This is a genomic window from Mycobacterium sp. WMMD1722 (assembly GCF_049315205.1).
In the GTDB taxonomy this organism is placed as follows: Bacteria; Actinomycetota; Actinomycetes; order Mycobacteriales; family Mycobacteriaceae; genus Mycobacterium.
In genome coordinates this window covers 5,098,052-5,123,433 of sequence record NZ_CP186056.1, presented here as the reverse complement: position 1 = coordinate 5,123,433, position 25,382 = coordinate 5,098,052, and the positions used below count along the sequence as shown (strand labels likewise).

26 protein-coding genes are annotated in these 25,382 nt (G+C 67.9%); 12 read left to right on the top strand and 14 right to left on the bottom strand.

Features of this window, described 5'->3' with window-relative positions:
* Positions 1-20 precede the first annotated feature (20 nt).
* Positions 21-1,115, top strand: a complete 1,095-nt coding sequence (gene corA / locus ACN27E_RS24915) for a magnesium/cobalt transporter CorA (protein ID WP_422745608.1) — start codon at positions 21-23, stop codon at positions 1,113-1,115.
* 18 nt (positions 1,116-1,133) lie between these two features.
* Here the strand turns inward: corA and ACN27E_RS24910 are convergent, their stop codons facing one another.
* The 7 genes from ACN27E_RS24910 to ACN27E_RS24880 all read right to left on the bottom strand — a co-directional run bounded on the left by ACN27E_RS24910 (position 1,134) and on the right by ACN27E_RS24880 (position 7,515).
* Positions 1,134-1,838, bottom strand: coding sequence for an AIM24 family protein (locus ACN27E_RS24910; RefSeq protein ID WP_422745606.1), 705 nt, complete (start codon positions 1,836-1,838; stop codon positions 1,134-1,136).
* Between the two features lie 39 nt (positions 1,839-1,877).
* Positions 1,878-2,471, bottom strand: a complete 594-nt coding sequence (locus tag ACN27E_RS24905; RefSeq protein ID WP_422745604.1) for a suppressor of fused domain protein — start codon at positions 2,469-2,471, stop codon at positions 1,878-1,880.
* Complete coding sequence (locus ACN27E_RS24900) at positions 2,468-3,697, bottom strand: ABC transporter ATP-binding protein (RefSeq protein ID WP_422745602.1); 1,230 nt, start codon at positions 3,695-3,697, stop codon at positions 2,468-2,470. The genes ACN27E_RS24905 and ACN27E_RS24900 overlap by 4 nt, the downstream gene beginning before the upstream one ends.
* Positions 3,698-3,701: 4 nt before the next feature.
* Positions 3,702-4,541 carry a carbohydrate ABC transporter permease gene (locus ACN27E_RS24895; RefSeq protein WP_422745600.1) on the bottom strand — a complete coding sequence of 280 codons (840 nt, stop codon included), beginning with the start codon at positions 4,539-4,541 and terminating at the stop codon, positions 3,702-3,704.
* On the bottom strand, positions 4,538-5,443 hold the full coding sequence (locus ACN27E_RS24890) for a carbohydrate ABC transporter permease (protein ID WP_422745598.1): 906 nt from the start codon (positions 5,441-5,443) through the stop codon (positions 4,538-4,540). Before ACN27E_RS24890 ends, ACN27E_RS24895 begins: the two co-directional genes overlap by 4 nt.
* Positions 5,440-6,837 carry an ABC transporter substrate-binding protein gene (locus ACN27E_RS24885; RefSeq protein WP_422745596.1) on the bottom strand — a complete coding sequence of 466 codons (1,398 nt, stop codon included), beginning with the start codon at positions 6,835-6,837 and terminating at the stop codon, positions 5,440-5,442. The genes ACN27E_RS24890 and ACN27E_RS24885 overlap by 4 nt, the downstream gene beginning before the upstream one ends.
* A 150-nt stretch (positions 6,838-6,987) precedes the next feature.
* The gene (locus tag ACN27E_RS24880) at positions 6,988-7,515 is read right to left on the bottom strand and encodes a general stress protein (RefSeq protein WP_422745594.1); all 528 of its coding nucleotides are present in this window, start codon (positions 7,513-7,515) and stop codon (positions 6,988-6,990) included.
* A 119-nt stretch (positions 7,516-7,634) separates the two neighbouring features.
* Between ACN27E_RS24880 and ACN27E_RS24875 the strand changes: the two genes are divergently transcribed.
* On the top strand, positions 7,635-8,126 hold the full coding sequence (locus ACN27E_RS24875; protein WP_422745592.1) for a DUF4190 domain-containing protein: 492 nt from the start codon (positions 7,635-7,637) through the stop codon (positions 8,124-8,126).
* A gap of 3 nt (positions 8,127-8,129) precedes the next feature.
* On the opposite strand, the gene ACN27E_RS24870 is transcribed toward ACN27E_RS24875, so the two are convergent.
* A complete protein-coding gene (locus ACN27E_RS24870) occupies positions 8,130-9,122 on the bottom strand; it encodes an HpcH/HpaI aldolase/citrate lyase family protein (protein WP_422745590.1) in 993 nt (330 codons plus the stop codon).
* A gap of 25 nt (positions 9,123-9,147) precedes the next feature.
* On the opposite strand from ACN27E_RS24870, the gene ACN27E_RS24865 reads away from it, so the two are divergent.
* From ACN27E_RS24865 to ACN27E_RS24845, 5 genes are all read left to right on the top strand, one after another.
* On the top strand, positions 9,148-10,443 hold the full coding sequence (locus tag ACN27E_RS24865) for a magnesium transporter MgtE N-terminal domain-containing protein (RefSeq protein ID WP_422745588.1): 1,296 nt from the start codon (positions 9,148-9,150) through the stop codon (positions 10,441-10,443).
* The gene (locus ACN27E_RS24860) at positions 10,440-10,976 is read left to right on the top strand and encodes a DUF1003 domain-containing protein (protein WP_422745586.1); all 537 of its coding nucleotides are present in this window, start codon (positions 10,440-10,442) and stop codon (positions 10,974-10,976) included. Before ACN27E_RS24865 ends, ACN27E_RS24860 begins: the two co-directional genes overlap by 4 nt.
* 125 nt (positions 10,977-11,101) lie before the next feature.
* Positions 11,102-12,385, top strand: coding sequence for a lytic transglycosylase domain-containing protein (locus tag ACN27E_RS24855; RefSeq protein WP_422745584.1), 1,284 nt, complete (start codon positions 11,102-11,104; stop codon positions 12,383-12,385).
* A 56-nt stretch (positions 12,386-12,441) separates the two neighbouring features.
* Positions 12,442-13,584 (top strand): Mrp/NBP35 family ATP-binding protein, encoded by a 1,143-nt coding sequence (locus ACN27E_RS24850; RefSeq protein ID WP_422745582.1) that lies wholly within the window; start codon positions 12,442-12,444, stop codon positions 13,582-13,584.
* A gap of 54 nt (positions 13,585-13,638) precedes the next feature.
* Complete coding sequence (locus tag ACN27E_RS24845; protein ID WP_422750103.1) at positions 13,639-14,310, top strand: glycoside hydrolase; 672 nt, start codon at positions 13,639-13,641, stop codon at positions 14,308-14,310.
* On the opposite strand, the gene ACN27E_RS24840 is transcribed toward ACN27E_RS24845, so the two are convergent.
* Positions 14,307-14,447, bottom strand: a complete 141-nt coding sequence (locus tag ACN27E_RS24840; protein WP_422745580.1) for a hypothetical protein — start codon at positions 14,445-14,447, stop codon at positions 14,307-14,309. The two genes, ACN27E_RS24845 and ACN27E_RS24840, sit on opposite strands and share 4 nt — an antisense overlap.
* A 532-nt stretch (positions 14,448-14,979) precedes the next feature.
* Here ACN27E_RS24840 and ACN27E_RS24835 point away from each other — a divergent pair.
* Complete coding sequence (locus tag ACN27E_RS24835) at positions 14,980-16,560, top strand: hypothetical protein (RefSeq protein WP_422745578.1); 1,581 nt, start codon at positions 14,980-14,982, stop codon at positions 16,558-16,560.
* A gap of 50 nt (positions 16,561-16,610) precedes the next feature.
* Here ACN27E_RS24835 and tatB read toward each other — a convergent pair whose 3' ends face one another.
* The 4 genes from tatB to sigE form a co-directional block, all read right to left on the bottom strand.
* Positions 16,611-17,027: a Sec-independent protein translocase protein TatB gene (gene tatB, locus ACN27E_RS24830; RefSeq protein ID WP_422745576.1), complete on the bottom strand. Its 417-nt coding sequence runs from the start codon at positions 17,025-17,027 to the stop codon at positions 16,611-16,613.
* On the bottom strand, positions 17,027-18,517 hold the full coding sequence (locus ACN27E_RS24825) for a S1C family serine protease (protein WP_422745574.1): 1,491 nt from the start codon (positions 18,515-18,517) through the stop codon (positions 17,027-17,029). Before ACN27E_RS24825 ends, tatB begins: the two co-directional genes overlap by 1 nt.
* Before the next feature lie 84 nt (positions 18,518-18,601).
* A complete protein-coding gene (rseA, locus tag ACN27E_RS24820) occupies positions 18,602-19,000 on the bottom strand; it encodes an anti-sigma E factor RseA (RefSeq protein WP_422750102.1) in 399 nt (132 codons plus the stop codon).
* Between the two features lie 98 nt (positions 19,001-19,098).
* On the bottom strand, positions 19,099-19,878 hold the full coding sequence (gene sigE / locus ACN27E_RS24815; protein ID WP_422745572.1) for an RNA polymerase sigma factor SigE: 780 nt from the start codon (positions 19,876-19,878) through the stop codon (positions 19,099-19,101).
* A 178-nt stretch (positions 19,879-20,056) separates the two neighbouring features.
* On the opposite strand from sigE, the gene ACN27E_RS24810 reads away from it, so the two are divergent.
* The 4 genes from ACN27E_RS24810 to ACN27E_RS24795 all read left to right on the top strand — a co-directional run bounded on the left by ACN27E_RS24810 (position 20,057) and on the right by ACN27E_RS24795 (position 24,012).
* Positions 20,057-20,722: an O-methyltransferase gene (locus ACN27E_RS24810; RefSeq protein WP_422745570.1), complete on the top strand. Its 666-nt coding sequence runs from the start codon at positions 20,057-20,059 to the stop codon at positions 20,720-20,722.
* A gap of 116 nt (positions 20,723-20,838) precedes the next feature.
* Positions 20,839-21,507 carry a TetR family transcriptional regulator gene (locus ACN27E_RS24805; RefSeq protein ID WP_422745568.1) on the top strand — a complete coding sequence of 223 codons (669 nt, stop codon included), beginning with the start codon at positions 20,839-20,841 and terminating at the stop codon, positions 21,505-21,507.
* A complete protein-coding gene (locus tag ACN27E_RS24800; protein ID WP_422745566.1) occupies positions 21,494-22,411 on the top strand; it encodes an ATP-binding cassette domain-containing protein in 918 nt (305 codons plus the stop codon). The genes ACN27E_RS24805 and ACN27E_RS24800 overlap by 14 nt, the downstream gene beginning before the upstream one ends.
* Positions 22,408-24,012, top strand: coding sequence for an ABC transporter permease (locus ACN27E_RS24795; RefSeq protein WP_422745564.1), 1,605 nt, complete (start codon positions 22,408-22,410; stop codon positions 24,010-24,012). Before ACN27E_RS24800 ends, ACN27E_RS24795 begins: the two co-directional genes overlap by 4 nt.
* 94 nt (positions 24,013-24,106) lie before the next feature.
* On the opposite strand, the gene glgC is transcribed toward ACN27E_RS24795, so the two are convergent.
* Positions 24,107-25,321, bottom strand: coding sequence for a glucose-1-phosphate adenylyltransferase (glgC, locus tag ACN27E_RS24790; protein ID WP_422745562.1), 1,215 nt, complete (start codon positions 25,319-25,321; stop codon positions 24,107-24,109).
* Between the last annotated feature and the right edge of the window lie 61 nt (positions 25,322-25,382).

The following is a 25,382-nucleotide window of genomic DNA, read 5'->3' as shown; positions in this document are numbered from 1 at the left end:
GATTGGTCCCGGGAGGCCGCATGCCGTCGTTCCGCGGACTCCCACCGTCGCTGCGGCCGAGAACCGATACCGCGCCGCAGGCCGAGCGCATCCGGGTGCCGGTGGCCCGGGCGATGGTCGACTGCGCGGTCTACGCCGACGGCCTGCGACTGCCGGGCAAGTACACCCACGCCGCGGCCCTGAACAAGGTGCGCGAACTCGAGGCCGACGGCGGCCGGGCGTTCGTCTGGATCGGGTTGCACGAACCCGACGAACACCAGATGCAAGCCGTCGGCGACGTGTTCGGCCTGCACGAACTGGCGGTCGAGGACGCGGTGCACGCCCACCAGCGGCCGAAACTGGAACGCTACGACGACACGCTGTTCCTGGTCCTCAAGACGGTCAACTACGTCGAACACGAGTCGGTCGGCAAGGCCCGCCAGATCGTCGAGACCGGCGAGATCATGATCTTCGCCGGCCGGGACTTCGTGGTCACCGTGCGCCACGGTGACTTCAGCGGACTGGCCGGGGTGCGCCACCAGATGGACACGTCACCGGCGAACTGCGCGCTGGGCCCGTACGCCGTCCTGCACGCGATCGCCGACCACGTCGTCGACTCCTACCTCGACGTGACCGACCTGATCGAGACCGACATCGACGCGATGGAGGAGAACGTCTTCTCCCCCACCAGCGCCACCGACGTCGAACACATCTATCTGCTCAAGCGCGAGATCGTCGAGCTGCGCCGTGCCGTCGCACCGCTGACACTGGCTCTGCAGCGTCTCAACAGCGACCACAACGACCTGATCTCCAAGGAGGTGCGGCGCTACATCCGCGACGTCCTCGACCACAACACCCAGGCCGCCGACCGCATCACCACCTACGACGACCTGCTCAGCTCGCTGGTGCAGGCCGCGCTCGGCAAGGTGGCGATGCAGCAGAACCTCGATATGCGCAAGATCTCGGCATGGGTGGCCATCGCGGCGGTACCGACGGCGATGGCCGGGATCTACGGTATGAACTTCGACAACATGCCTGAACTGCACTGGACCTACGGCTATCCGGCGGTGCTGCTGGTGATGCTGGCGGTGTGCGTGACGCTGCACCGGGTGTTCCACCACAACGACTGGCTCTGAGGAGCGACGCGCGACGGGTCAGTCGTCGTCGTCGCGATCGGGGAGATAGGGCTGGATCGCGGCGGCGAGTTTCGCGACGGTCATCGACTGCAGCCAGATCCGACCGGGTCCGTGCAGCTCGGCCATGAAGAGCGAGTCACCGAAGAATTTGTTCTTGACGCCCTTCACGCTGGCGAAGTTCAGTGCCATGTCACCACCGAACATGGCCAGGTGGCCGGGGTGCACCAGGAACGACTCCCCCGGTCGCAGTTCGTACTCCACCAACTCACCGGCGACCTGGACCCAGGCGACGCCCTGACCGCTCAACTTCTGGAACACCACACCGGCACCGCCGAACACGCCCGCGCCGAGCTTCTGCTGCAGCCCCACCGACACCTCGACATCCGGAGTGCTCGCCATGTAGGCGCCCGACTGGACCATGTAGGAGTCGGCGGAGTCGATGCGCACCTCCTTGATGACACCCGGAAGATTCGTCGACAGCGCGAGCATGCGACCGGGGGCCTGCGCGGTGTACTGGGTCAGGAACAGGTTCGCGCCGCCGAGCATGCGTTTGAGGCCGCTCATGAATCCCCGCTTGCCGCCCGATCCGAACCTGGTGGAGGTCTCCAGCGCGAATCCCGGGGTGTACCAACTGACGTCACCGCCCTCGGACACGATCGCCTCTCCGGCGTCGAGGGTGATCTCGAGGATGGGCATGACGGTACCGACGATGGTCGTCTTCACATGGGTGACTGTACGGGCAATTGACGGACCCGCAACAGATCAGCTCGGGCTGGCGGCCCGGCGGTGCGGATCCAGGACGTCCACTCCGTCGGTGCGCCAGGCCTCGCGCATCGCGTCGGCTCCCTTGAGCCGCACCCACGCCGCCTCGGTGGGAGTGATCGGCGTCGCGCAGAAGATCCGTACGGCGGGCATCGGACCCGGGAGGCGTACGTCGTCGAGATCGCTGTCGCCCAACAGGAATGCGGTGAACGCGGCGCCCTCCCACAGCGGGGACCCGAGGTCGATCAGCGCGTCGGCGTCGAGGACGAGACCCTCGACCGCGGGTGCCGCGGCCACCACCGCCAGCGAGCGGGCCAGCCCCGTCGGAGTCGAACCACGGAGTGAGACAACGAGTTCCGCCCGGGGACCGTGCACCGGATCGGTGACCATCTCGGTCGGATCGAACATCGGGTGACGCGAACACCCCAGCGACACGTAGTGTCCGACGCCCTGTGGGTCGGGCCCGAAGCGCAGCACCTCGATGCGTTCGGTACCCAGAAAGGTGATACTCGCCGAGGTCGGCTCGGCACTGATCCCGGCCTCGAGGAAGTGCTCGCCCACCCGGGCGCGCACCGCGGCCAGGACGTCGGTCACTGCGCCGGTGGCGCCGACTCCTGCGCCGGTGCCTCGGTGACCTCCACGGCGTCGCCGCCGGCACCGTCCGGGATGGTCAGGTTGGCGCCGGTGTCGGCGTCGAAGATGACGATCTTCGAGGTGTCGAGCGCCAGCGTCACCTTCTCACCCTGGCGGACCGGGGATTCGGTGGATACCCGGGCGACGAATTCGTTCTCACCGGCCCCCGACTCGAGGGCCAGCGCAGCCAGCTGGTCGGACTGCGCGCCCGCCCCCTCGATGCGGAAGTGCACGTACTTCTCCGCGCCGAGCGATTCGACCATATCGGCGGTCACATCGAAGTTGAGCGCCCGGATCCGCGCGTAACCGTCGAGGATCGACGCATCCTCGAGGTGTTCGGGCCGCACCCCGACGATGATGTTCTTGGCGTTGCGCCGGGCCAGCAGATCGCTCATCTCCTGGGTCAGCGTGATCTCGCCGAACGGCAGCCGCACCCCGACGTCGGTGCGCGAGGCCGGGAAGAAGTTCATCGCCGGTGAGCCGATGAATCCGGCGACGAACAGATTGGCCGGCCGGTGGTAGAGCTCCTCCGGTGATCCGATCTGCTGGGCCACCCCGGAGAGCATCACCACCACGCGGTCCCCGAGGGTCATCGCCTCGGTCTGGTCGTGGGTGACGTAGACGGTGGTGGTGCCCAACCGGTCCTGCAGTCGGGCGATCTCCGAGCGCATCTGCACGCGCAGTTTGGCGTCGAGGTTGCTCAACGGCTCATCCATCAGGAACGCCTTGGGGCTGCGCACGATCGCGCGGCCCATCGCCACGCGCTGCCGCTGGCCACCCGACAGTTGACCGGGTTTGCGGTCCAGCAGTGCGGTCAGATCCAGGATCTTGGCGGCCTCCTCGACCTTGGCGTTGATCTCGGCCTTGTCGACCTTGGCCAGGGTGAGCGGAAACGCGATGTTCTGGCGCACCGACATGTGCGGGTAGAGCGCGTAGGACTGGAACACCATTGCGATGTCGCGGTCCTTGGGAGCCTTGTCGTTGACCCGCTGACCGCCGATGCGCAGCTCGCCCGACGTGATGTCCTCCAGGCCGGCGATCATGTTCAAGGTGGTGGACTTCCCGCAGCCCGAGGGTCCGACCAGGATGATGAACTCGCCGTCGGCGATGGTGATCGACAGATCCTGCACGGCCGTCGCGCCGTTCGGGTAACTCTTGGTCACCCCGTCCAAGACGATTTCGGCCATCGAGCTACCCCTTCACCGCACCGGACGTCAGCCCGGCGACAATCCGTCGCTGGAAGATGAGAACAAAGATAATGATCGGGATCGTGATGACCATCGCGCCCGCGGCGATCGAGCCGGTGGGCTCCTCGAACTGCGAACTGCCGGTGAAGTTCGCGATCGCCACCGGCGCGGTGATGGCACGTTCGGTCGCGGTGAGCGACAGCGCCAACAGCAGGTCGTTCCAGGCGAAGATGAACACCAGGATGGCGGCGGTGACGATGCCGGGAGCCGCCAGCGGCGCGATCACCTTGCGGAACGCCTGCGCCGGCGTCGCGCCGTCCATCTTCGCGGCCTTCTCCAGATCCCAGGGGATCTCCCGGAAGAACGCCGAGAGCGTGTAGATCGCCAGCGGCAGCGCGAAGGTGATGTAGGGGATGATCAGCCCGGGCCAGGTGTCGAACAGCCCGACGCTGCGCTCGATGTTGAACAGCGGCGTCACCAGCGAGATCTGGGGAAACATCGCGATCAGCAGCGCCACACCGACGAGCAGCTTCTTGCCCGGGAATTCAAGGCGCGCAACGGCGTACGCGGCCATTCCACCGAACAGCACGGCGATGAGCGTGGTGATCAACCCGATGCCGATCGAGTTGACCAACGCCGAGGAGAACGCGCTGCCCGAGAAGATTCCCTTGTAGTTGTCGAAGGTGATCTCCGACGGGATCAGCTTGCCGTCCTTGACGCTCGAGGTCGGCTTGAGCGACAGCGACAGGATCCACAGCACCGGGAACAGCGCGTAGAGCACCACCAGCACATTGACGACGGCCCACCCGGTCGCCCGGCCCGGAGTCGCCCGTTGATCGCTCATTTCCGCCCCTCGCCCGCATCCGACCCGGGAGCCGAGGCCCCGAAGAGTTTGATGTAGATGAACGCGATGATCGCCACGCACACGAAGATCAGCACGCTGATCGCCGAACCCAGCCCCAGATTGAACGCCTTGAACAGGTTGTCGTACCCCAGGATCGACACCGAACCGGTGTTGTTGGCGCCCTGGGTCAGCACGTAGATGTTGTCGAACACCCGGAACGCGTCCAGGGTGCGGAACAGCAGAGCCACCAGGATGGCCGGTTTGATCAGCGGCAGAATGACTTTCACCAACCGCTTCCAGGCGCCGGCGCCGTCCATCTGAGCCGCGTTGAGCAGATCCTGCGGCACCAGGGCCAGACCGGCGAGCAGCAGCAGCGCCATGAACGGAGTGGTCTTCCACACCTCGGCGAGCACCACGATGGCCAGCGACGGCAGCTGCTGGGTGAGTGGTGCGCTGCCGTCGGGGAGCAGGTTGGCCAGATACCCGGTGCCCGGCGTCCACGCGTAGTACCAGCTGTAGGACGCCGCCACCGTGACGATGCCGTAGGGCACCAGGATCGCGGTGCGCACCACACCCTTGCCGAAGATCGTGCGGTGCATCACCAGCGCGAGCGCCATCCCGAGCACGAACTCGATGGCCACCGACACGATGGTGATGCCCAGCGTCACCGCCAGTGCGGTCCACCAGTAGCCGTCGGTGAGCACGGTGACGTAGTTCTGCAGCCCGACGAATTCGGCGTCGTCGGGCGTGGCCAGGTTGTAGCGCTGCAGGCTCAGCCACACCGAGTACAGAATCGGGTAGGCGGTGACGGCGAGCATCAGCAGCACCGCGGGCGCGATCAGCAGAAACGCCAGCCGCCGTTCGGAGCGCTTGTCGTCGGTGGCGCCCAGGGTCGCGGTCACGGGATCAGCCCTTTGCCGTCGATCGCCTTCTGCACCTGGTCGGCGAGCTCGTCGGCCGTCCGCTCGGGATCGATCTGCGAGATCGGCGCCAGCGTCACCGAGATGCGGGTCGACACCGCCTGATAGTTGGGGGTGGCCGGCCGCACCGCAGCGTCGGTGAGCTGGCGGCGGATGATGTCGTACTGCGGATAGCGCGCCTGGAATGCGGGATCGTCGTACAGCGACGCCCGGACTGCGGGCAGCCCGCCCTCCACCGAGGTGATCCGCTGATTCTCGGGGCTGCGCAGACAGCGCATCACCTCGAACGCCTCGGCCTTGTGCTGGCTGGTCTTGGCCACCGCGAGATTCAGGCCTCCGAGGGTCACCTTGGCGGGTGTGCCGGGCTGCACCTCGGGATAGGAGGCGAACCCGAACACCTCGCGGCTGGCGTCGTAGGCGGCGGTGAACTGCTCGTCGGACGGGGAGAAGGTGCCGGCGTCGTTGATGGCGCCGACCAGATCGGGACGCTGGTCGAGCGGCAGGAACTCCACACCGCCCTTGACCGCGTTCTCCAGCATCGACGGCAGCACGAACGGCCAGTTGACCTCGAGCGCGGCCTTGCCCTGTTCGAGCGCGAGGCGAGCGGTGCTCTCGTCGGTCTGGGTGATCGAGGGATCGGCGCCCGGAGCCGTGGCCACGGATTTGATCACCTGCAGCGCCTTGACGGTCGCGGCGCGATGCTCAGGGGTGTCGGTCAGCGTCACCGTGGTGCCGTCGTCGGAGAGGACCTGACCACCCGCGCTCTCCAACAGCGTGTTGAACCACACCACCAGGCCCTCGTACTGCTTGGCCTGGACGGCGATCCAGCTCGGCTGCCCCGCGGCGTGTAGACGGGTCGCCTCGGCGACCATCCCCTCCCACGTGGTGGGCGGTGCCGGCATGAGGTCGGCGCGGTACCAGAGCACCTGGGTGTTGGTGGTGACCGGCGAGGCGTAGAGACGGTCCTGCCAGGTGGCCGTCTTCAGCGGGCCGGGCAGGGTGTCGGTCCGCGCATCCTGCTCGGCCAGGCCGGCGGGATCCTCGTCCAGCGGGACGATCCAGCCCGCCTCGGCGAACTCGGCGGTCCACACCACGTCCATGGCCATCAGGTCGAGGGACTCGTCGTTGCCGGTGAGCCGGCGGGCCAGCTGCAGGCGCTGCTCGTCGGCGCTCTTGGGCAAACTGATCTGGCGGATGGAGAATCCGTTGTCGAGCTGCTCCTCACAACGCTTGGCCAGCGCGGAGAAGGTGGCCATCTCGTTGGCCGACGTGTAGAGATTGATGACTTTGCCGTCGCCGCCGGAACCGCATGCCGACAAGGTCGACACGGCCGTCAGCGCGGCGAGTGCCGCAGCACAGAGCCGCCGAGCGCGCACCGCCAGCCTCCCGTCAGGCTCCGGGTTCGCCGCGTCGCTGCGGCGCCGGGCGGGAACCTCCCGCGGGCAAACCGTAGAGGCAGACGCGCGTGATGTGCAACACCTCGGCGCCGGCGACGGGTGATTGGCGCCCCGATCTTGACCTGCGGCTCAGATGGTCAGGCGAGCCAACAGGTCCCGGCCGCGCTCGGCGCTCTGCGGATCGCACAACACGTCGTAACGCCCCGCGACCAGTTGCATGGTGGAACTGAAATCTCTTGTGCCACGCGCCATCGCATACGGGATCGCGGAGGTGATGAGCCCGAAGAAGACACCGGCGATCAGACCGGTGAGCAGGGCGCTCCACGGGTTGGGACTGAAGAAGCCCAGGATCAGGCCGATGAACAGACCCAGCCAGGCCCCGGTCAGCACCCCGCCCCCGAGCACCTTGGGCCAGGTGAGCCGGCCGGTGACCCGTTCGACCTGCATCAGGTCCACGCCGACGATGGTCACCTGCTGTACCGGGAACTCCTGATCAGACAGATGGTCGACGGCGCGCTGCGCCTCGGCGTAGGTGGGGTAGGAACCGATCGGCCAGCCGCGCGGTGGGGTCGGCAACGGGGCGGCGCCGGCACGCACGCCCGCCGGATTGGTCGGCGTCGCGCCAGGGGTGGCGCCGGGCTGGAATGGACTGGTCATGGCTCGTCATTCTCCTCGTCCGGAGGGCCGTTTTCTCCATTGTCAACGTCTGTACCCGCGATTTGGTGCCCATTCCCAAGCCCCGCCGTGACCTGACGCTGCGCGCTAGGTTGAGATCCATGACGAACCCGGACCCGCCGTCACCGACACCCTCCGGTTCCGGATCCACCGAGCCGTCGGCCGGCGGCTACGAGGCACCACCGATCGAACAGTCGGATCCGCCCGCGTATCTGCCGCCGCCCGCCTACGACTATCCGCCCCCGTACCCACCGCCGTATCCGCCGCCACCGGCCGGATACCTGCCGCCCCCGGTCTACCCCCCGCCGCCCGGGTACCCCGGATATCCGGCCTACCCGGGCCCTCCCGGGTATGGCGGCGGTTACCAACCCGCCCGGACCAACCAGCTCGCGATCTGGTCGCTGGTGGCCTCCGCGCTCGGGTTCGTCTGCTGTATCGGCTCGGCGGTCGGGGTGGTGCTGGGAATCATGGCCCTCAACCAGATCCAGGAGCGCCAGGAGGACGGCCGGGGGTTGGCCATCGCCGGCATCGCCGTCGGCGGCGTGTCGCTATTGCTCGCTCTGGCGTTCTTCGGGTTCGTGCTGAACGCCTGACCCTCAGGTCGGTGGCCGGAACGGCTCGCTCTGGCGCGTCATCCCGGCCGCGCGTCCCTTGCCGGCGATGACGAGCGCCATCTTGCGGCTGGCCTCGTCGATCATCTCCTCGCCCAGCATCACCGCCCCGCGTGCACCGCCGGCCCGGGACGTGTGCCACTCGTAGGCCTCGAGGATCAGCTCGGCGTGGTCGTAATCCTGCTGGCGTGGGCTGAAGATCTCGTTGCCCGCGGCGATCTGGTCGGGATGCAGCACCCACTTGCCGTCGTAGCCCAGCGCCGCCGACCGGCCCGCCACCCGGCGGAATGCCTCGACGTCACGCACCTTCACGTACGGGCCGTCGATGGCCGCGACGCCATGGGTGCGCGCCGCGATCAGAATCGTCATCAGCACGTGGTGGTGCGCGTCGCCGAGGTCGTAACCCTCCGGCTGGCCGCCGACCTCCAGCGTGCGCATGTTGAGACTGGCCGCCATGTCCCCCGGCCCCAACACCAGCGCCGCCACCCGCGGCGCCGCGGCGATCGCGTCGATGTTGGTCAACCCGCGGGCCGTCTCGATCTGCGGTTCGATGGCGATCCGCCCCACGGGCAGTCCGTTGCTGCGCTCGAGCTGGGTCAGCAACAGGTCGAGGGCCTGTACGTGGGCGGCCTCCTCGACCTTGGGCAGCACGATGACGTCGAGGTGCGCCCCGGCGGCGGAGACGACCTCGATGACGTCGGTGTGGGTCCACGGCGTCGTCCAGTCGTTGACCCGCACGCCGCGCAGCTGTCCGGAACCGACCCCGCGGTCGCTGCGCTGCTGCCCGCCGATCCAGCCGTCCTCGGCCAGGGCCGCGGCCACCCGGGCGCGCGCCTCGGCCTTGGCCTGCGGCGCGACGGCGTCCTCGAGGTCGAGGAACACCTGGTCGGCGGGCAATCCCTTGGCCTTCTCGATCATCTTGTCGCTGCTGCCGGGCACCGAAAGACAGGTCCGGCGCGGCCTGATCGCGTTGATCACGCTTTCACTCTCTACCCTTTGTGACATGGCGGCGGTGAACAGGGTCTACGTGGCCAGACTCGCGGGAATGGTGGTGCTCGGCCCCGACGGCGAGTCGATCGGCCGGGTGCGCGATGTGGTGATCAGTATCAGCATCGTCCGCCAACAACCCCGGGTGCTGGGCCTGGTGGTCGAACTGCTCACCCGCAAGCGGATATTCGTGCCCATCCTGCGCGTCACCGCGATCGAGCCGAGTGCGGTCACCCTGACGACGGCCAACGTCTCGCTACGCAAATTCGCCCAGCGCCCGGGTGAGGCCCTGGCGCTGGGCCAGGTGCTCGAGACCCAGGTGCGGGTGGACGATCCGGACCTGCCCCAACTGGCCGGCATCGAGCTCGTGGTGGTCGACCTGGGCATCGAGCAGGTGCGCACCAGGGACTGGATGGTCACCCGGGTGGCGGTGCGCCAGCATCGGCGCCTGGGTCGCCGGTCGAACATCCACACCGTCGAATGGCACCACGTGCACGGCCTCACCCCCTCCGGTCTGGCGATGCCCGACCAGGGGGTGGCGTCACTGCTGGAGCAGTTCGAAGGACAGCGACCGGTGGAGGTCGCCGAGGCGATCCGCGAACTGCCCGCCAAACGGCGCTACGAGGTGGTCAACGCGCTGGACGACGAACGCCTCGCCGACGTGCTGCAGGAATTGCCTGAAGACGATCAGGCCGACGTGCTGCGTCAGCTCAAAACCGACCGCGCCGCCGACGTGCTCGAGGCGATGGACCCCGACGACGCGGCCGACCTACTGGGCACCATGACCCCGGCCGATGCGGAGACCCTGCTGCGCAGGATGGACCCCGAGGACTCCGAGGACGTGCGCCGACTGCTCGCCCACTCCCCCGACACCGCCGGCGGTCTGATGACCTCCGAACCCGTCGTCCTGGCCCCCGACACGACGGTGGCCGAGGCGCTGGCCCGGGTGCGCGATCCCGACCTGACCCCGGCGCTGGCGTCGCTGGCGTTCGTGGCCCGGCCACCCACCTCCACCCCGACCGGCCATTACCTGGGTTGCGTGCACCTGCAACGGCTGTTGCGCGAACCGCCGGCGGCGCTGGTCAGCGGCATCCTCGACACCGATCTGCCGAGTCTGAGCCCCGAGGATTCGCTCGGCGCGGTCACCCGGTACTTCGCCGCCTACAATCTCGTCTGCGGTCCGGTCGTCGACGAGGAGAGCCATCTGCTGGGCGCGGTGTCGGTCGACGACGTCCTGGACCACCTCCTCCCGGACGACTGGCGAGAACGGGTCGACGAACCTGAACTGAGCGGTGCAGAAGGGACGACATGAGCGATGGGTCGACGCGCGGACGGCTGGACACGCCGCGCTCCTCTCGCCGATCCGTCTTCGCCGTCCGGGTCAACTCGGAGGCCATCGGCCAGTTCAGTGAGGACCTGGCGCGGTTCCTGGGCACCGGACGGTATCTGGCCTGGCAGACGATCGTCGTCATCGTCTGGATCCTGCTCAACCTGTTCGCCGTCAGCCTGCGGTGGGACCCGTATCCGTTCATCCTGCTCAACCTGGCGTTCTCGACCCAGGCCGCCTATGCCGCGCCGCTGATCCTGCTGGCCCAGAACCGGCAGGAGAACCGCGACCGGGTGGCCCTCGAAGAGGATCGCCGGCGGGCCACCCAGACCAAGGCCGACACCGAGTACCTGGCCCGCGAACTCGCCGCGCTGCGCCTGGCGGTGGGTGAGGTCGCCACCCGCGACTACCTGCGCCGCGAGCTCGAAGAGCTGCGGGAGTTGATCACCGCGTTGCCCGGCTTTGATGACGCGGAACGCCCCGACGCGTCCGACCGCCGGCACAAGCGTGGGAACTGACCACACGCGTTTCCGATAGCTGCTACGCACGTGACGCAAGGTATGTATGGTGACTTGGTTCACATACCTCGTGGGCGGTGCGGAGCGGGGAACTGGCAGTCGGGGAAGACGCTGAGGACGGTTGGGTGCGCGTAGGGGGTAAGGCCGCTGTCACCGCGGCGCGGCGCCGGGCGGGGCAGGTGCTCCGGACCCCGGCCGCCACCGGTATCGCCGTGATCGCCCCGCTGGTGCTCGCCGGAGCCGTCGGCGCGGCTGCGCCCACCCCGGTGCGCGACTCGGCCGTCACCCCGCTGGCCGCGGTGGCTCCGTCGGTCCCGAGTGACACCGGCGCGTCCGTGGTCGCCGTCACGAAGAATCCCGGCGACTTCCACATCGCGGCGTCGGCCGCGTCGGCACCGCCGCCGGCCATCGTGGTGAACTCACCGGGCAGCATGAGAATCCCGGCGATGGCGCTGAGCGCCTACCGCAACGCCGAACGCATGATGGCCGCCGCGGCCCCCACCTGTGGCGTGAGCTGGAACCTGCTGGCCGGTATCGGGCGCATCGAATCGATGCACGCCAACGGGGGCGCGACCGACGCCAGCGGCACGCCGGTCAACCCGATCTACGGTCCCGCCCTCGACGGCACCCTCGCCGGTAACGAGGTCATCGAACTGAGCCGCAGCGCCGGTCGCGTCACCTATGCCCGCGCCATGGGTCCCATGCAGTTCCTGCCGGGCACCTGGGCGCGCTATGCCTCCGACGGTGACGGCGACGGCAAGGCCGACGTGCAGAACCTCTACGACTCGACGCTCGCCGCGGCGCGCTACCTCTGCAGCGGCGGTCTGAATCTGCGTGACCCGTCGCAGGTGATGACCGCGATCCTGCGCTACAACAATTCCGTGGCCTACGCCCGCAATGTGTTGAGCTGGGCCGGCGGATACGCCACCGGCGTCGTACCGGTCGATCTGCCGCCGATCACCGGCCCGGTCCCGCTGCTCGGTGACGCCCATCTGGACGCCTACCAGGGGCTGGGCCCCGGTATGCCGGTCAACGCGACCGGTCTGCCCGCGGGTGATCCGATGGCGCTGGTTCCGCTGATGACCCGCAACGACGCCGGACAGCTGCCCACCGGGCCGGGTCCGCTGCTCGGGCCGCTGCCCGGGCCTGCGCCGGAGGTGGTTCCGCAACCGGCGCCCGCGCCGGCACCGTGGACGCCGCCGTGGCTGGCTCCGCCGCCTCCCCCGGCTGCCCCGGCACCCGCACCGGCGTGTGCGGTGTTCTGCCTGCCCGGCGCGCCACCGGCATCCGCACCGGCGCCCGGACCGGTTGCGCCCGCGCCCGGACCGGTTGCGCCTGCGGCGGGGCCGCCCGCGGGGCCGCCGCCGGGCCCGGCTCCCCTCGGGCCGCCGCCCGGACCGTTGGCCTGAGCGGCCCGCACGCCTGCGTCCGAGCCACCACCCGCATCGGCCTAGACTCGCGGGTGATGTCTGCGAACCCCGAAGAGCGCGAATCCGCCATCCGCGCCGCGCTGGCCAAGGTGATCGACCCCGAACTACGCCGACCGATCACCGAACTGGGCATGGTCAAGAGCATCACGATCGACCCCGACGCGAGTGTGCACGTCGAGATCTACCTGACCACCTCGGCCTGCCCGAAGAAGACCGAGATCACCGAGCAAGTCCAGCACGCGGTCGCCGACGTGCCGGGCACCGGTGCGGTGCGGGTCAGCCTCGACGTGATGAACGACGACCAGCGCGCCGAACTCCGTAAGCAGCTGCGCGGAGACTCCCGTGAACCGGTGATCCCGTTCGCCCAGCCGGGCTCCCTGACCCGCGTCTACGCCGTCGCCTCCGGCAAGGGCGGTGTCGGCAAGTCGAGTGTGACGGTCAACCTGGCGGCCGCGATGGCCGCGCGTGGACTGTCCGTCGGCGTCCTCGACGCCGACATCTATGGGCATTCGGTGCCCCGGATGATGGGCGTCACCGACCGGCCCACCCAGGTCGACTCGATGATCGTGCCGCCGATCGCCCACGACGTGAAGGTCATCTCGATCGCGATGTTCACCCAGGGCAACACACCCGTGGTGTGGCGCGGCCCGATGCTGCATCGGGCGCTGCAGCAGTTCCTCGCCGACGTCTACTGGGGCGACCTCGATGTCCTGCTGCTCGATCTGCCGCCCGGCACCGGTGACGTGGCGATCTCGGTGGCGCAGTTGATCCCCGGCGCCGAGATCCTGGTGGTGACCACTCCGCAGGCGGCCGCGGCCGAAGTGGCCGAGCGGGCCGGCGCGATCGCGCTGCAGACCCGCCAGCGGATCGTCGGGGTGGTGGAGAACATGGCCGGACTGCAGCTGCCCGACGGGTCGACGCTGCAGCTGTTCGGGGAGGGTGGCGGCCGGCAGGTGGCCGAGAGCCTGTCCCGCGCAGTCGGTGCCGAGGTCCCGCTGCTGGGACAGATCCCCATCGACAAGGCCATCGTCGACGCCGGCGACACCGGCGTGCCGCTGGTGCTGTCAGCCCCGGATTCGGCGGCGGGTAAGCAACTGCACGCCGTCGCCGACGCGCTGTCGGCACGTAAGCGCGGACTGGCCGGGATGTCGCTCGGACTGGATCCGGCCGGACGCTGACCCGCCGATCCGTCAGCGCGAAGTTGGCCTCGCCTCAGCCGTCGCGGGACTAATCTGCTCGACGTGGGCAAGGGACTGTTCGCCGGCGGCCGTGGCAGGGTGCTGGCCGTGGCGGCGTCCGTCCTGATCTGCGTGGGCTCGTTCTACTTCCAGGCCCACGCCCCCGCCGCGGAGAAACCCGCCGCGGCGCCGTCGATCGGTGACTCCGCACCCGCCGCGGCGCCCTCGATCGCCAGTCCGCCAGCCGAGCTGCTCGCGGCCAACGCGCCGGATCTGCCGGCCGCGGCGCTGCCGTTCGCGCTTCCCAAGGGCGTCGCTCCGGAGAGCGGATTGCAGGTGCGCACCATTTGGGCGGCCCGGGCGATCAGCGCAATGTTCCCCGAGATCACCACGATCGGCGGGTACCGGCAGGACGCCCTCCCCTGGCATCCCAACGGCCTGGCGATCGACGTGATGATCCCCGATCACGGCAGCGAGGCCGGCATCGAACTCGGTAACCAGATTGCCGGCCTGGCACTGGCGAACGCCCAACGGTGGGGCATCCGGGACGTGATCTGGCGGCAGGGCTACTACCCGGGTGTCGGCGCGCCGAGCTGGACGGCGGACTACGGCTCGGAGACCCTCAACCACTTCGACCACGTGCACATCTCAACGCTCGGTGGCGGATATCCGACCGGCCGGGAGACCTACTACGTCGGTTCGATGAATCCGGCGCCGAAGTCCTAGGTGGCGTCGGTGTCGAACGGCGTCACGCCGGGCGTGGGCGGTGTCGACGCGGCGGGCGGAGCGGTCGGCGGTGGTACCGCGGGCGGACCCGGCTGGGTCACCGGCTTCTCGGGCGTCTTGTCGAACTTGCTGAGCATACGTCAGCAAGCGGGTGAGACGGATGAGCGATCCTATTGCGATTTCAAGCAACGGCGTCTTGGCCAGTGGTAATCGAACGCTGAAGAAGGGGAAAACCGGCTACCATCCGTCCTCACAGACAATCATCAGGGGGTAGCTTTGAAGCGTAAGCGCCACGCAGGCACCGAGAAGAGTGACCGAGGACGGCATCGCGCTAGCCGCGGACTGCATACTCAACCCTATGCCTGGCTTGGAGCGGGCGCGGTTTCTCTCGGACTCGGCGCAGCGGCAATAGCCGTCGGATCAGGAATCGCCCATGCTCAAGACGGCTCTACCGGCGCGGGCACTGAGCCATCTTCCATATCTGGAGCTTCGACCACCACGCGCGCTGGCGTTGAGTCCACTCGGTCCCACTCGTCGACGTCTGAGCCTGACAAGCGAGCACTATCGGACAGGCGTTCTGCGATACAGCGCCCACTTTCGTCGCTGCGCAACTCCGGTCGCGATGTTGAGAACAGGGGCATCGAACCACGTAAAGCACGGGTTGAGGGAGTGGATGAGCACGAGCCCGATGGTGCAATTGAACGGCGCTCTACTGAGTTGACACTCAGCACGAGGCTCTCACGACACGCAGAATCGGCGGCGCCGACTTCCACGGCATACACTCTGTCTACGGTTTCCGAGAGCACCGCGTCAGCGCCGCGACATGTATTGAGCGCAGGCGAGTTATTCCTTGGCGGCAATTACATCGAACTGGGCATCAGCACGGTGGGCTCGTTCGGAACTGCAGGCGGCAAGCCCGAGGGCTTCACCGGAGGCAATCCGCCGGGCGGGCACGAGAACAGCATCGGCCTATCCTATGACGTCGACGGCTATGGACACGGGTCGGACGCCGCCCTTGACTTTTTCGTACCGGATGCTCCCGAGGAGCGGTGGTCAATCGGCATCGACAACACTAGATTCGCCGGCTTCAGTGCATTAGCTGGGACGGCGGGCAATGCGACTTCCCTGACGAACACAGCGCTGACGGACAACTCGAGCGGCAACGTCCTATCAGCTTCATTCAGCTCGACCGTCGATGAGTCGCTGAGGGTCACCCAAACGCACACGTTCAATACCAACGACAGTTACTGGGCAACGACTGTCACCCTGACGAACGTTTCAGGCGTTGACCTTGCGAACGTCGAATTCATGCGGTCGTTCGACCCTGATGGCACGCGTTCAGTAGGTGGCGACAACACAACTGTAAATACGGTGCTAGGACAATTCGAAACTGACGGCTTCTCAATGGTGTCGGCCGCTAGCCTGGAGGGTGACGCATACGATACTCTGACCGGAAGCCGCGCAGTTATCTTCCTCTACTCCAGAGACCCTCGGGCAATCGCTTACACGGGGGGGTTTACGAATGCTAATCCCTACGAATTCGATAATCTCAACCAGTCCAACGGTTACACCACGACAGCTGACGATGCCATAGGAATTGTGTTTAAAGCCGGGAATATGACGCCTGGGTCCACGGTCACGTTCACGTACTACACTGGCGCCACTACAGATGACGATCCCAACATAATTGAACAGCAGACAGGCGGGAGTTCATCGACTGTTGAAACCTTTGACTCGGACGCGAGTGGCGTTAACGCCTTCTATGGGAATCTAAACGCTGGTTGGTCATTGGCTGGCTTCTCAAGCGATGTGGCCGAGGTGTTCCGATCCAATACGCTTAACCCCGGCGTGAAGCGAGGCATAACTTTAGGCAGCTTTTTATTGGGCATCCGCGACATGATTTCAGGGCGCGCTCAAGGTGACGCCGGCCGTGAACTGAGCGGCCTTATAGATTCGAGTTCGGCAGTCGTCGGTTTAGTGAGCCCACCACTATCGGTGGCGGCTCAGATCGCCAAGACGTACGCGGCATTCTGGGTTCCGATCTCGAACGAGGAGCAGACCGCCTTCCTAAACTTCATCAGCCAGTGCGCCTTTCATAAGAATAGCGATCGATTAACAATGAGCGAATCCACTAGAGTGCTTAACCGTTACCAAGGGGCCCTCGGTCTGGCTAACTTATTGAGCGACCATTCACTTTACACGACCCGAGGTCTGGCGAACCTTCTCGGGCAAAGCGGATGCCCGTCGTAGTTGCCAGCAATGTTCCGCTACGTCGGTTCGATGAATCCGGCGCCGAAGTCCTAGGTGGCGTCGGTGTCGAACGGCGTCACGCCGGGCGTGGGCGGTGTCGACGCGGCGGGCGGAGCGGTCGGCGGTGGTACCGCGGGCGGACCCGGCTGGGTCACCGGCTTCTCCGGTGTTTTGTCGAATCTGCCGGTGAGAAACGAATCGTCACCGTCGAGCAGATGTTTGGTCAGGGCGGCGCGCGGGGTCATCCCGCGCAGCTTCTGCAGTTCGCTGATCGGCTCCCGCAGATCGTCGAATTCGGGGCCGAGGTCCTCGCGCAGCTGACTGGTGGCACCGCTGATGTAGTCGCGGGCCTGGCGCAGCGTGCTGGAGGTCCAGCGGATCGCGCCGGGCAGCCGCTCCGGCCCGAGGATCACCAGCCCGGCGATCACGAGGATCAGCATCTCGCCCCAGCCGATGTTGGAGAACATCAGTCGGCGGCGTTGTCGGCGGCGGGTGTGACGGTCAGCGTCACCGGACGCCCGGAGCGCATCACCTCGACCGGTGCCGGCTCTCCGATCTTGAGTTGGCGGACGGCGACCACGAACTCGTCGGCGTCGGCGACCTCGCGGTCACCGACCTTGACGATGACGTCGTTCTCCAGGATCCCGGCTCGTTCAGCCGGGCTACCGGCCACCACGTTGGCCACCTGAGCGCCGGAGGCGATGTCGTTGCTGACCGACTTGGCGGTGAGACCCAGGGTGGGATGCGAGATCCGGCCGTCCTTGATCAAGGCGTCGACCACGGTCTTGACCTCGTTGACCGGGATGGCGAAGCCCAGGCCGCTGGCGCTGTCGGACAGCGACTTGCCGGCGGTGTTGATGCCGATGACGTTGGCGTCCATGTCGATCAGCGGTCCACCGGAGTTGCCGTGGTTGATCGAGGCGTCGGTCTGCACACCGTCGATCACGGTGTCGGTGTCGGACCCCTCGCCCGAGAGCGGAACCGGCCGGTGCAGGGCGCTGATGATGCCCGAGGTGACGGTGCTGCGCAGGCCCAGGGGTGCGCCAGCGGCGATGACCTCTTCACCGACGCGCAGCGAATCGGAGTCGCCCATCTTGGCCACGGTGAGATCGGGCACGTTGTCGACCTTGAGCACTGCCAGGTCGGTCTTGGGGTCCCGGCCGACCAGGTTGGCCGGGTACTCCTTGCCGTCGTTGAAGACGATGGAGATCTTCCACTGCGCCGGGTTGTTGGCCGCCTCGGAGATCACGTGGTTGTTGGTGACGATGTAGCCGCGCTCGTCGATGACGACGCCGGACCCCTGCGAGCCCTCCGGACCGTTCTTGGCCTCGACGGTCACCACGGAGTTCGCCACCGCGTCGGCGACCTTGGTGATCCGGTTCTCCGGCGGGTCACCGGCCTCGCCGGTCTCCAGCGTCACCTTCGAGGTCGTGAAGGCCGACACCTTGTCGGCGGTCTTGTTGCCGATCCAGCCACCGAGTCCACCGATCACCAACGCGGTGAGCACCAGCACCGCCAGCGCGATGTAGGAGACCCGCCCGCCGAACAGCACCTGGCGGACGCCGAGCTTGCCGATCGGGGCGGGTGGGGTGGCCGGTGGCGCCGGTGGCCGCGCCGGGGTTCCCAGCGACGCCGGGGCGCCGGGGTCACGCCACGGATCGGGTGCGGGGGCGCCGGCCGCGGGTCCGCCGTCGAGCGCACCGGCATCGGCGGGGTGGCGCTGCAGCGAATCGCTGCGCCCGGGTGGGCGGCCGAAGGCCTCGGCCAGGACGGGATCGGGCGCCTTGGCGGTCGGCCGGAATTCCGCGCGACCGCGGTCCTGCTCCACCCCGGTGAACGAACCGGTGACCCCGCCGGGCCGGCCGAATGCACGCTGCGCCGACGGATCCACCGGGGGCCGGTCGACGGGTCGGGGGGCCATGCGGTGGCTGGTGCCGGACTGGTCCTGGTTGGTCACCCGTGTATCGCTCTCTCCGTAGTGAGCACCCGGCGACCCGACAGGACCGGCCGGGGCACGCCGATCTCGACTTCGCAGACCAGCCTACCGGCGTTTGCGTCGGTCGCGCGTAGCGTCATCAGCAAACGTGGGCTGGTCCGCTCCGTCGGTGGCGGGATGCTGCATATGCTGCGGGATCTGCGACAACATGTCGAGCAGCGACGTGGGGACGGCAATCGGTCGCGAATCGCGCAACGCGGCGCGCGCCTTGCTCTGGGCGTCCACCTCGGCCGCACACTGGGGGCACAGCGACAGGTGATGCGCCGCGCGCAGATGCGCATTCATCCGCAACTCCCCGTCGACGAAGGCCGCCATGGCCTCGGTGGACAGGTGCTCGGTGGAGCCGAACTGGCGGGGGGCGCCGACCGGGGCGTCGCTCTGGGACGCGAACTGGGCGGGCAGCCAGGAGAAGGCCCGCCGGAACACGTGCCCAGGATCGACCATCACCCGCGCTCCCCTCGGTCCCGTCGTTCTCGATACGTCACCCACGTGAATACCCACTTGAATGTAGCGCGGCAGGGCCGCCCGGACACCCGTGATGGTCAGGCTGTTGCCGCGGCGTCGGGCGGATGGTGGGCGAGGTACTCGCGCAGGGCCTGCCGGCCCCGGTGGATGCGGCTGCGTACCGTACCGAGCTTGACGCCGAGTGTGGCGCCGATCTCCTCATAGGACAGGCCTTCGATGTCGCACAGGACCACGGCGGCACGGAACTCCGGCGGCAGCGAGTCCAGCGCCGCCTGCAGATCCGGTCCCAGGCGCGAATCGTGGTAGATCTGCTCCGGATTCGGATCGTCGGCAGGCACCCGGTCGTAGTCCTCGGGCAGCGCCTCCATCCGGATCCGGCCGCGGCGCCGGACCATGTCGAGGAACAGGTTGGTGGTGATGCGGTGCAGCCACCCCTCGAACGTGCCGGGCTGGTAGTTCTGCACCGAGCGGAACACCCGGATGAAGGTCTCCTGGGTCAGGTCCTCGGCGTCGTGCTGATTGCCCGACAGCCGGTAGGCCAGCCGATAGACCCGATCGGCGTGCTGGCGGACGAGTTCATCCCACGAGGGCATGGTCGTCTTGTCGCCGGTGGCGTCGAACACCGCCGTCCCGGTGAGCTCGTCGGACGGCTCCACCCAATCGGAATCGCTGTACTGCTCGAGGTGGGCCATGGACACAGGAGCGGCGGCGTTGGCCGCCGCGGTGTTGGTGGTCGTCGGATCCTCCATGTCGACACTGGCATCGAGTCCCTCGGCACCCGCCGATGGATCGTCGATTGCGGCAACACGATCACCGGCGTCGTTATTCCTGCCGCGACGCCATGCGATGTGTTCCATGCGAGCCACCGTTCCTGATCGGGGTGTGGGTGCGGTATGAGAGGTATGAACGTTCCCTGAGAATGCCGCTTACCCACTCGTTCACCTGCGGAAACCCGGCGGATTGGACGTACATCACACGTTGCCGCGCGGGCGTGTCGTGGACGCGCGGCTTGCCGGTGGGCAATACAGTGCGGGCATGGCCAGCACCGACGATCCGGCGGGCGAACCGCGACCCAGCCGCGCCGAGGCGATCGTCGCACATGCGGAGCAATCGATCTCCGAGGACGGCATCGTGGCCGCCGCCCGGGAACGGGCCGTCGACATCGGTGCCGGCGCGGTCACCCCCGCGGTCGGCGCACTGCTCAGCGTGTTCGCGCGACTGACCGGCGCCAAGGCTGTCGTCGAGGTCGGCACCGGCGCGGGCGTCAGCGGACTGTGGCTGCTGTCCGGGATGCGCGAGGACGGTGTGCTCACCACCATCGATGTCGAACCGGAGCATCAGCGCATCGCCAAACAGGCGTTCACCGAAGCCGCCATCGGACCGGGCCGCACCCGGTTGATCAGCGGCCGCGCCCAGGAGGTGTTGACCCGCCTCGCCGACGACTCCTACGACCTGGTGTTCATCGACGCCGACCCGGTCGACCAACCGCAGTTCGTCGTCGAGGGCGTGCGCCTGCTGCGCCCCGGCGGCGCGATCGTCGTGCACCGGGCCGCGCTCGGCGGACGGGCCGGCGACGCCGGCGCCCACGACGCCGAGGTCGCCGCTGTACGGGAGGCCGCCCGGCTGATCGCCGAGGACGAGCGCCTCACCCCGGTCCTCGTCCCGCTGGGCGACGGCCTGCTCGCCGCCGCGCGCGACTGATCCTCTCTGCCGCGAAACAGCATTCCGGGTCGTCAAGCCGCCCGCTTGGCAACCCGGAATGCTGTTTCGCGGCACCCCCTTGACGCGGGGCTGAACGCGCGTTTAGCGTATTGAACATGCGTTCAGCCGCCGACGATCGCACCACTGCCGCCCGCATTCGCGACGCCGCGATCGCGCAATTCGGCGAGCACGGGTTCGACGTCGGCGTGCGCACCATCGCCAAGGCCGCCGGGGTCAGCGCCGCGCTGGTGATCCACCACTTCGGGTCGAAAGAGAACCTGCGCGCGGTCTGTGACGACCACATCGCCGAAGAGATACGCAGCGGCAAGTCGGCGACCATCCAGAGCAACGATCCGGCCACCTGGTTCGCGCAGCTGGCCGAGATCGAGTCCTACGCGCCGATGATGGCCTATCTCGTGCGCAGCATGCAGTCCGGCAGCGACCTGGCCAAGACGCTGTGGCGCCGCATGATCGACAACACCGAGCAGTATCTCGACGACGGTGTGCGGGCCGGCACGGTCAAGCCCAGCCGCGACGCCAAGGCGCGGGCGCGTTATCTGGCCCTCAACGGCAGCGGGGCGTTCCTGCTGTATCTGCAGTTGCACGACAACCCCACCAACCTGCGCCAGGTCCTGCACGACTACGCCGAGGACATGGTGCTGCCTGCGCTGGAGATCTTCACCAACGGTCTGCTGGCCGAACCCACCATGTACGACGCCTTCCGCACCCAGCGGGAGAAGGACATCCCGTTCAGTCCCGGAGGAGACGACGATGAGCCGACATGACCGTCCGGAGACCCCGGCCGTCGAGATCAAGGGCCTGGTCAAGACATTCGGGCGAACCAGGGCACTCGACGGTCTCGACCTGACGGTGTCCCCGGGCCACATCACCGGGTTCCTCGGACCCAACGGTGCCGGGAAGTCCACGGCCATCCGAGTACTGCTCGGCCTGCTGCGCGCCGACACCGGTACGGTCCGGCTGCTCGGCGGGGACCCGTGGCGCGACGCGGTCGCCCTGCACCGTCGAATCGCCTACGTGCCAGGTGATGTCACGCTGTGGCCGAATCTCACCGGACGCCAGTCCATCGACTTCCTGGCCCGGCTGCGCGGCGACGGCGCCGTCGACACCCGGCGTCGGGACGACCTTCTCGAACGCTTCGAACTCGATCCCGACAAGAAGGCCAGGACCTACTCGAAGGGCAATCGCCAGAAGGTCGCCCTCGTCGCCGCATTCAGCACCGGCGCCGAGCTCTACATCCTCGATGAACCCACCTCCGGACTGGATCCGTTGATGGAGAAGGCTTTCCAGCGCTGCGTGGCCGAAGTCGCCGGCGACGGTGCTGCGGTGCTGCTGTCCAGCCACATCCTCGCCGAGGTCGAGAAACTCTGCGACACCGTCACGATCATCCGAGCGGGCCGCACCGTGCGCTCGGGCACCCTCGCGGAACTGCGCCATCTGATGCGCACGACCGTCACGGTGCGCACGCGCGCCGATGCACAGGCGTTGCGCAGCGAACCGTTCGTTCACGACCTCACCTGTTCCGACGGGCTCTACCGGTTCTCGGTGGGCCGCGACGACCTCGACTCGGCGATGACGCGGCTGAGCGGTCTGGGTATCGAGGAGCTCACGGTCACCCCGGCCTCACTGGAGGACATGTTCCTGCGCGAATACTCCGGAGCACTCGGATGAGCACCGCTGCGGTGGCCGCGTCGTCCGATACCGGGTCGCCCTATACCGGGGTGCCCGCTCTGCTGCGGCTCGCCGTGCGGCGTGACCGGGTCCGCCTGAGCGTGTGGATCGCCACGCTGACCCTGCTGATGGTCTACACCCCCACCGCGATCAAGCTGGCCTACCCGGACGAGGCGGACCGGCTCGCGCGGGTCCAGCTGCTCAAGACCCCGGCCGGCATGATCCTGGGCGGTCCGATGTTCGGCGGCAACGAGACCGATCTGGGCACCATGATGGCCAACGAGCTGATGCTGACCCTGATCGTGGCGGCGTCGATCCTGTCGATCCTGACCGTCGTGCGGCACACCCGCGCCGACGAGGAGAGCGGCGCGGCCGAACTCATCCTGTCCTCGGTGGTGGGTCGGTACGCCCGCACGACGGCCGCACTGGTGCTCGTCGCCGGGGTCAACGCCACGCTGACGGTCACCATGACCGTCGCGATGGCCGCCTCCGGTTTCAGCGTCATCGACACTGCGGCGATGTGCCTCGGCGTCACCGCGGTGGCGATGCTGTTCGGCGCGGTCGCCGCGGTCAGCGTCCAGCTGTGGCGCCAGGCGCGTGCCGCGACCGGTACCGCCATGGGCACGCTCGCGGTCGCCGCGCTGGTCCGCGGGGTCGGCGATGTGATCGACAACTCCGGCAGTGCGCTGAGCTGGTTCTCGCCCATCGCCTGGGCGCAACAGATGCGCTCCTTCGTCGCGCTGCGGTGGTGGCCGTTGACCATGATCGTGGCGGCGACCGTCGCGCTGATCGCGCTGGCCGCGGTGCTCGAGCGCCGCCGGCAGTACGACAGCGGAACCATTCCCGCGACCGGTGACCGGCCCGGCGCACCGCCGATCCGCGGGGTACTCGGCCTGCACCTGACGTTGCAGCGCGGCCTGACGGCCGGATGGGGCGTCGGGTTGTTCCTGGCCGGCCTGGCCTTCGGCTCCATGACCCAGTCGCTGCATGACGCGGCTCGAACCAACGAACTGATCGCACGACTGCTGCAGGCGCAGGGCCCCGACGGCGTCTACACGACGATGTCCCGGTTCCTGGCCGCCGCCTGCACGGCCTATGTCGTGGCTGCGGTGCTGCGCGGCTACGCCGACGAGGAGGCCGGCCGGGTCGAGCCGGTACTCGCCGGGGCGGTGTCGCGGTGGCGGTGGCTGCTCAGCGGGGTGGCCGCGGCGCTGCTGGGCGCGGTGCTGTTGATGGCCGGCGCCGGTCTGGGTAACGGCCTGGGTGCAGGTCTGACACTCGGCGAGCCCGCGACCATCGCGCGGTTGACGCTGGCCGGGCTGGCCTATGTGCCCGCCCTGGCCGTGCTGGCCGGTGTCGCCGCGCTCGCCGTCGCGCTGCGCCGTCCGTGGCTGGCCTGGTCGGCGGTCGCCTTTGTGGTCGTGTCGCTGTATCTCGGTGCGCTGCTTCGGCTTCCGCAGTGGCTACTCGACATCTCACCGGTGGGCCGGACCGCCGCGCCGAGCAGCTATTCGGTCGGCGCGCTCGCGGTCATGGTGGTGACCGCGAGCGCACTCACCCTTCTGGCGGCCTGGCTCTACCGGCGACGGGACGCGGCATGAGACTCGCAGTGAAGTCCCTGGCGTCGGCGGTGGCCGGGGTCCCGATGCTGGTGGCCCGGATCGTCGACGAGGAACCCCGGGTTGTGGTGACCGGCTAGATCCAGATGCCCTTGCCGACGGCGACCACTCCGCCGGCGCTGACGCTGAAGCGTTCCCGGTCCTTCTCGAGGTCGACGCCCACCATCTCGCCGGGTCCGACCACCACGTTCTTGTCGAGAATGGCGTGGCGCACGACGGCGCCGCGGCCGATCCGCGTGCCGGGCATGATGACGCTGCCCTCGACGATGGCGCCGTCGTCGACCACCACGTTGGACGACAGCACCGAATTGCGCACCGACGACGCGGAGATGATGCTGCCCGCGCCGACCACCGACTCCTGCGCCGAGCCGCCGTTGACGAATTTGGCCGGCGCCAGGTTCTCGGATTCGCCGCGGATCGGCCAACGCTTGTTGTACAGGTTGAAGATCGGGTGCACCGACACGAGATCCATGTGCGCGTCGTAGAACGCGTCGAGGGTGCCGACATCGCGCCAGTACCCGTGGTCGCGTTCGGTGGCACCGGGCACCTCGTTGTCGCTGAAGTCGTAGACAGCGGCCATGCCGTCGTTGACCAGTCGCGGGATGATGTCGCCGCCCATGTCATGGTCGGAGTCGTCATCGTCGGCGTCGGCGCGGATGGCGTCGATGAGCACCTTGGTGGTGAAGATGTAGTTGCCCATCGAGACGAAGGTCTGCTCCGGGTCATCCGGGGTGCCCGGCGGATCCGGTGGCTTCTCGATGAAGCTCTTGATCCGGCCGGACTCGTCGGAGTCGATGCAGCCGAATGCGGTGGCCTCGGCACGCGGCACCCGGATGCCGGCAACCGTCGCGCCGGCACCGCTCTCGATGTGGAACTGAAGCATCTGCTCGGGATCCATGCGGTACACGTGGTCGGCGCCGAACACCACGATGTAATCGGGGTCCTCGTCGTAGATCAGGTTCATCGACTGGTAGATCGCGTCGGCCGAACCGGTGTACCAGCGTGGACCGAGCCGTTGCTGTGCCGGCACCGGCGTGATGTATTCACCGGCCAGGCCGGACAACCGCCAGTTCTGCGAGATGTGCCGGTCCAGCGAATGCGATTTGTACTGGGTCAGCACACAGATGCGCAGATAGCGGGCGTTGACGAGATTCGACAGGACGAAGTCGATGAGTCGATAGGCCCCGCCGAAGGGAACCGCTGGCTTGGCCCGATCGGCCGTGAGCGGATACAGGCGCTTGCCCTCCCCGCCGGCCAGAACGATGCCCAGCACGTGTGGCAATTCCCTCATGACTCCAACCCTATTCGCCGGAAATGGCTGCGGCTAGCCATTGATCACACCAATACCCGCT

Bases quoted from the DNA above. Each gene is read 5' to 3' on its own strand.
- ACN27E_RS24850 (WP_422745582.1), top strand. From the start codon at position 12,442: ATGTCTGCGAACCCCGAAGAGCGCGAATCCGCCATCCGCGCCGCGCTG.
- ACN27E_RS24840 (WP_422745580.1), bottom strand. From the start codon at position 14,447: ATGCTCAGCAAGTTCGACAAGACGCCCGAGAAGCCGGTGACCCAGCCG.
- ACN27E_RS24880 (WP_422745594.1), bottom strand. From the start codon at position 7,515: ATGACCAGTCCATTCCAGCCCGGCGCCACCCCTGGCGCGACGCCGACC.
- ACN27E_RS24795 (WP_422745564.1), top strand. From the start codon at position 22,408: ATGAGCACCGCTGCGGTGGCCGCGTCGTCCGATACCGGGTCGCCCTAT.
- ACN27E_RS24895 (WP_422745600.1), bottom strand. From the start codon at position 4,541: ATGAGCGATCAACGGGCGACTCCGGGCCGGGCGACCGGGTGGGCCGTC.
- ACN27E_RS24900 (WP_422745602.1), bottom strand. From the start codon at position 3,697: ATGGCCGAAATCGTCTTGGACGGGGTGACCAAGAGTTACCCGAACGGC.
- glgC (WP_422745562.1), bottom strand. From the start codon at position 25,321: ATGAGGGAATTGCCACACGTGCTGGGCATCGTTCTGGCCGGCGGGGAG.
- sigE (WP_422745572.1), bottom strand. From the start codon at position 19,878: ATGGAACACATCGCATGGCGTCGCGGCAGGAATAACGACGCCGGTGAT.
- ACN27E_RS24810 (WP_422745570.1), top strand. From the start codon at position 20,057: ATGGCCAGCACCGACGATCCGGCGGGCGAACCGCGACCCAGCCGCGCC.
- ACN27E_RS24860 (WP_422745586.1), top strand. From the start codon at position 10,440: ATGAGCGATGGGTCGACGCGCGGACGGCTGGACACGCCGCGCTCCTCT.
- tatB (WP_422745576.1), bottom strand. From the start codon at position 17,027: ATGTTCTCCAACATCGGCTGGGGCGAGATGCTGATCCTCGTGATCGCC.
- ACN27E_RS24800 (WP_422745566.1), top strand. From the start codon at position 21,494: ATGAGCCGACATGACCGTCCGGAGACCCCGGCCGTCGAGATCAAGGGC.
- corA (WP_422745608.1), top strand. From the start codon at position 21: ATGCCGTCGTTCCGCGGACTCCCACCGTCGCTGCGGCCGAGAACCGAT.
- ACN27E_RS24875 (WP_422745592.1), top strand. From the start codon at position 7,635: ATGACGAACCCGGACCCGCCGTCACCGACACCCTCCGGTTCCGGATCC.
- rseA (WP_422750102.1), bottom strand. From the start codon at position 19,000: ATGGTCGATCCTGGGCACGTGTTCCGGCGGGCCTTCTCCTGGCTGCCC.
- ACN27E_RS24865 (WP_422745588.1), top strand. From the start codon at position 9,148: ATGGCGGCGGTGAACAGGGTCTACGTGGCCAGACTCGCGGGAATGGTG.
- ACN27E_RS24805 (WP_422745568.1), top strand. From the start codon at position 20,839: ATGCGTTCAGCCGCCGACGATCGCACCACTGCCGCCCGCATTCGCGAC.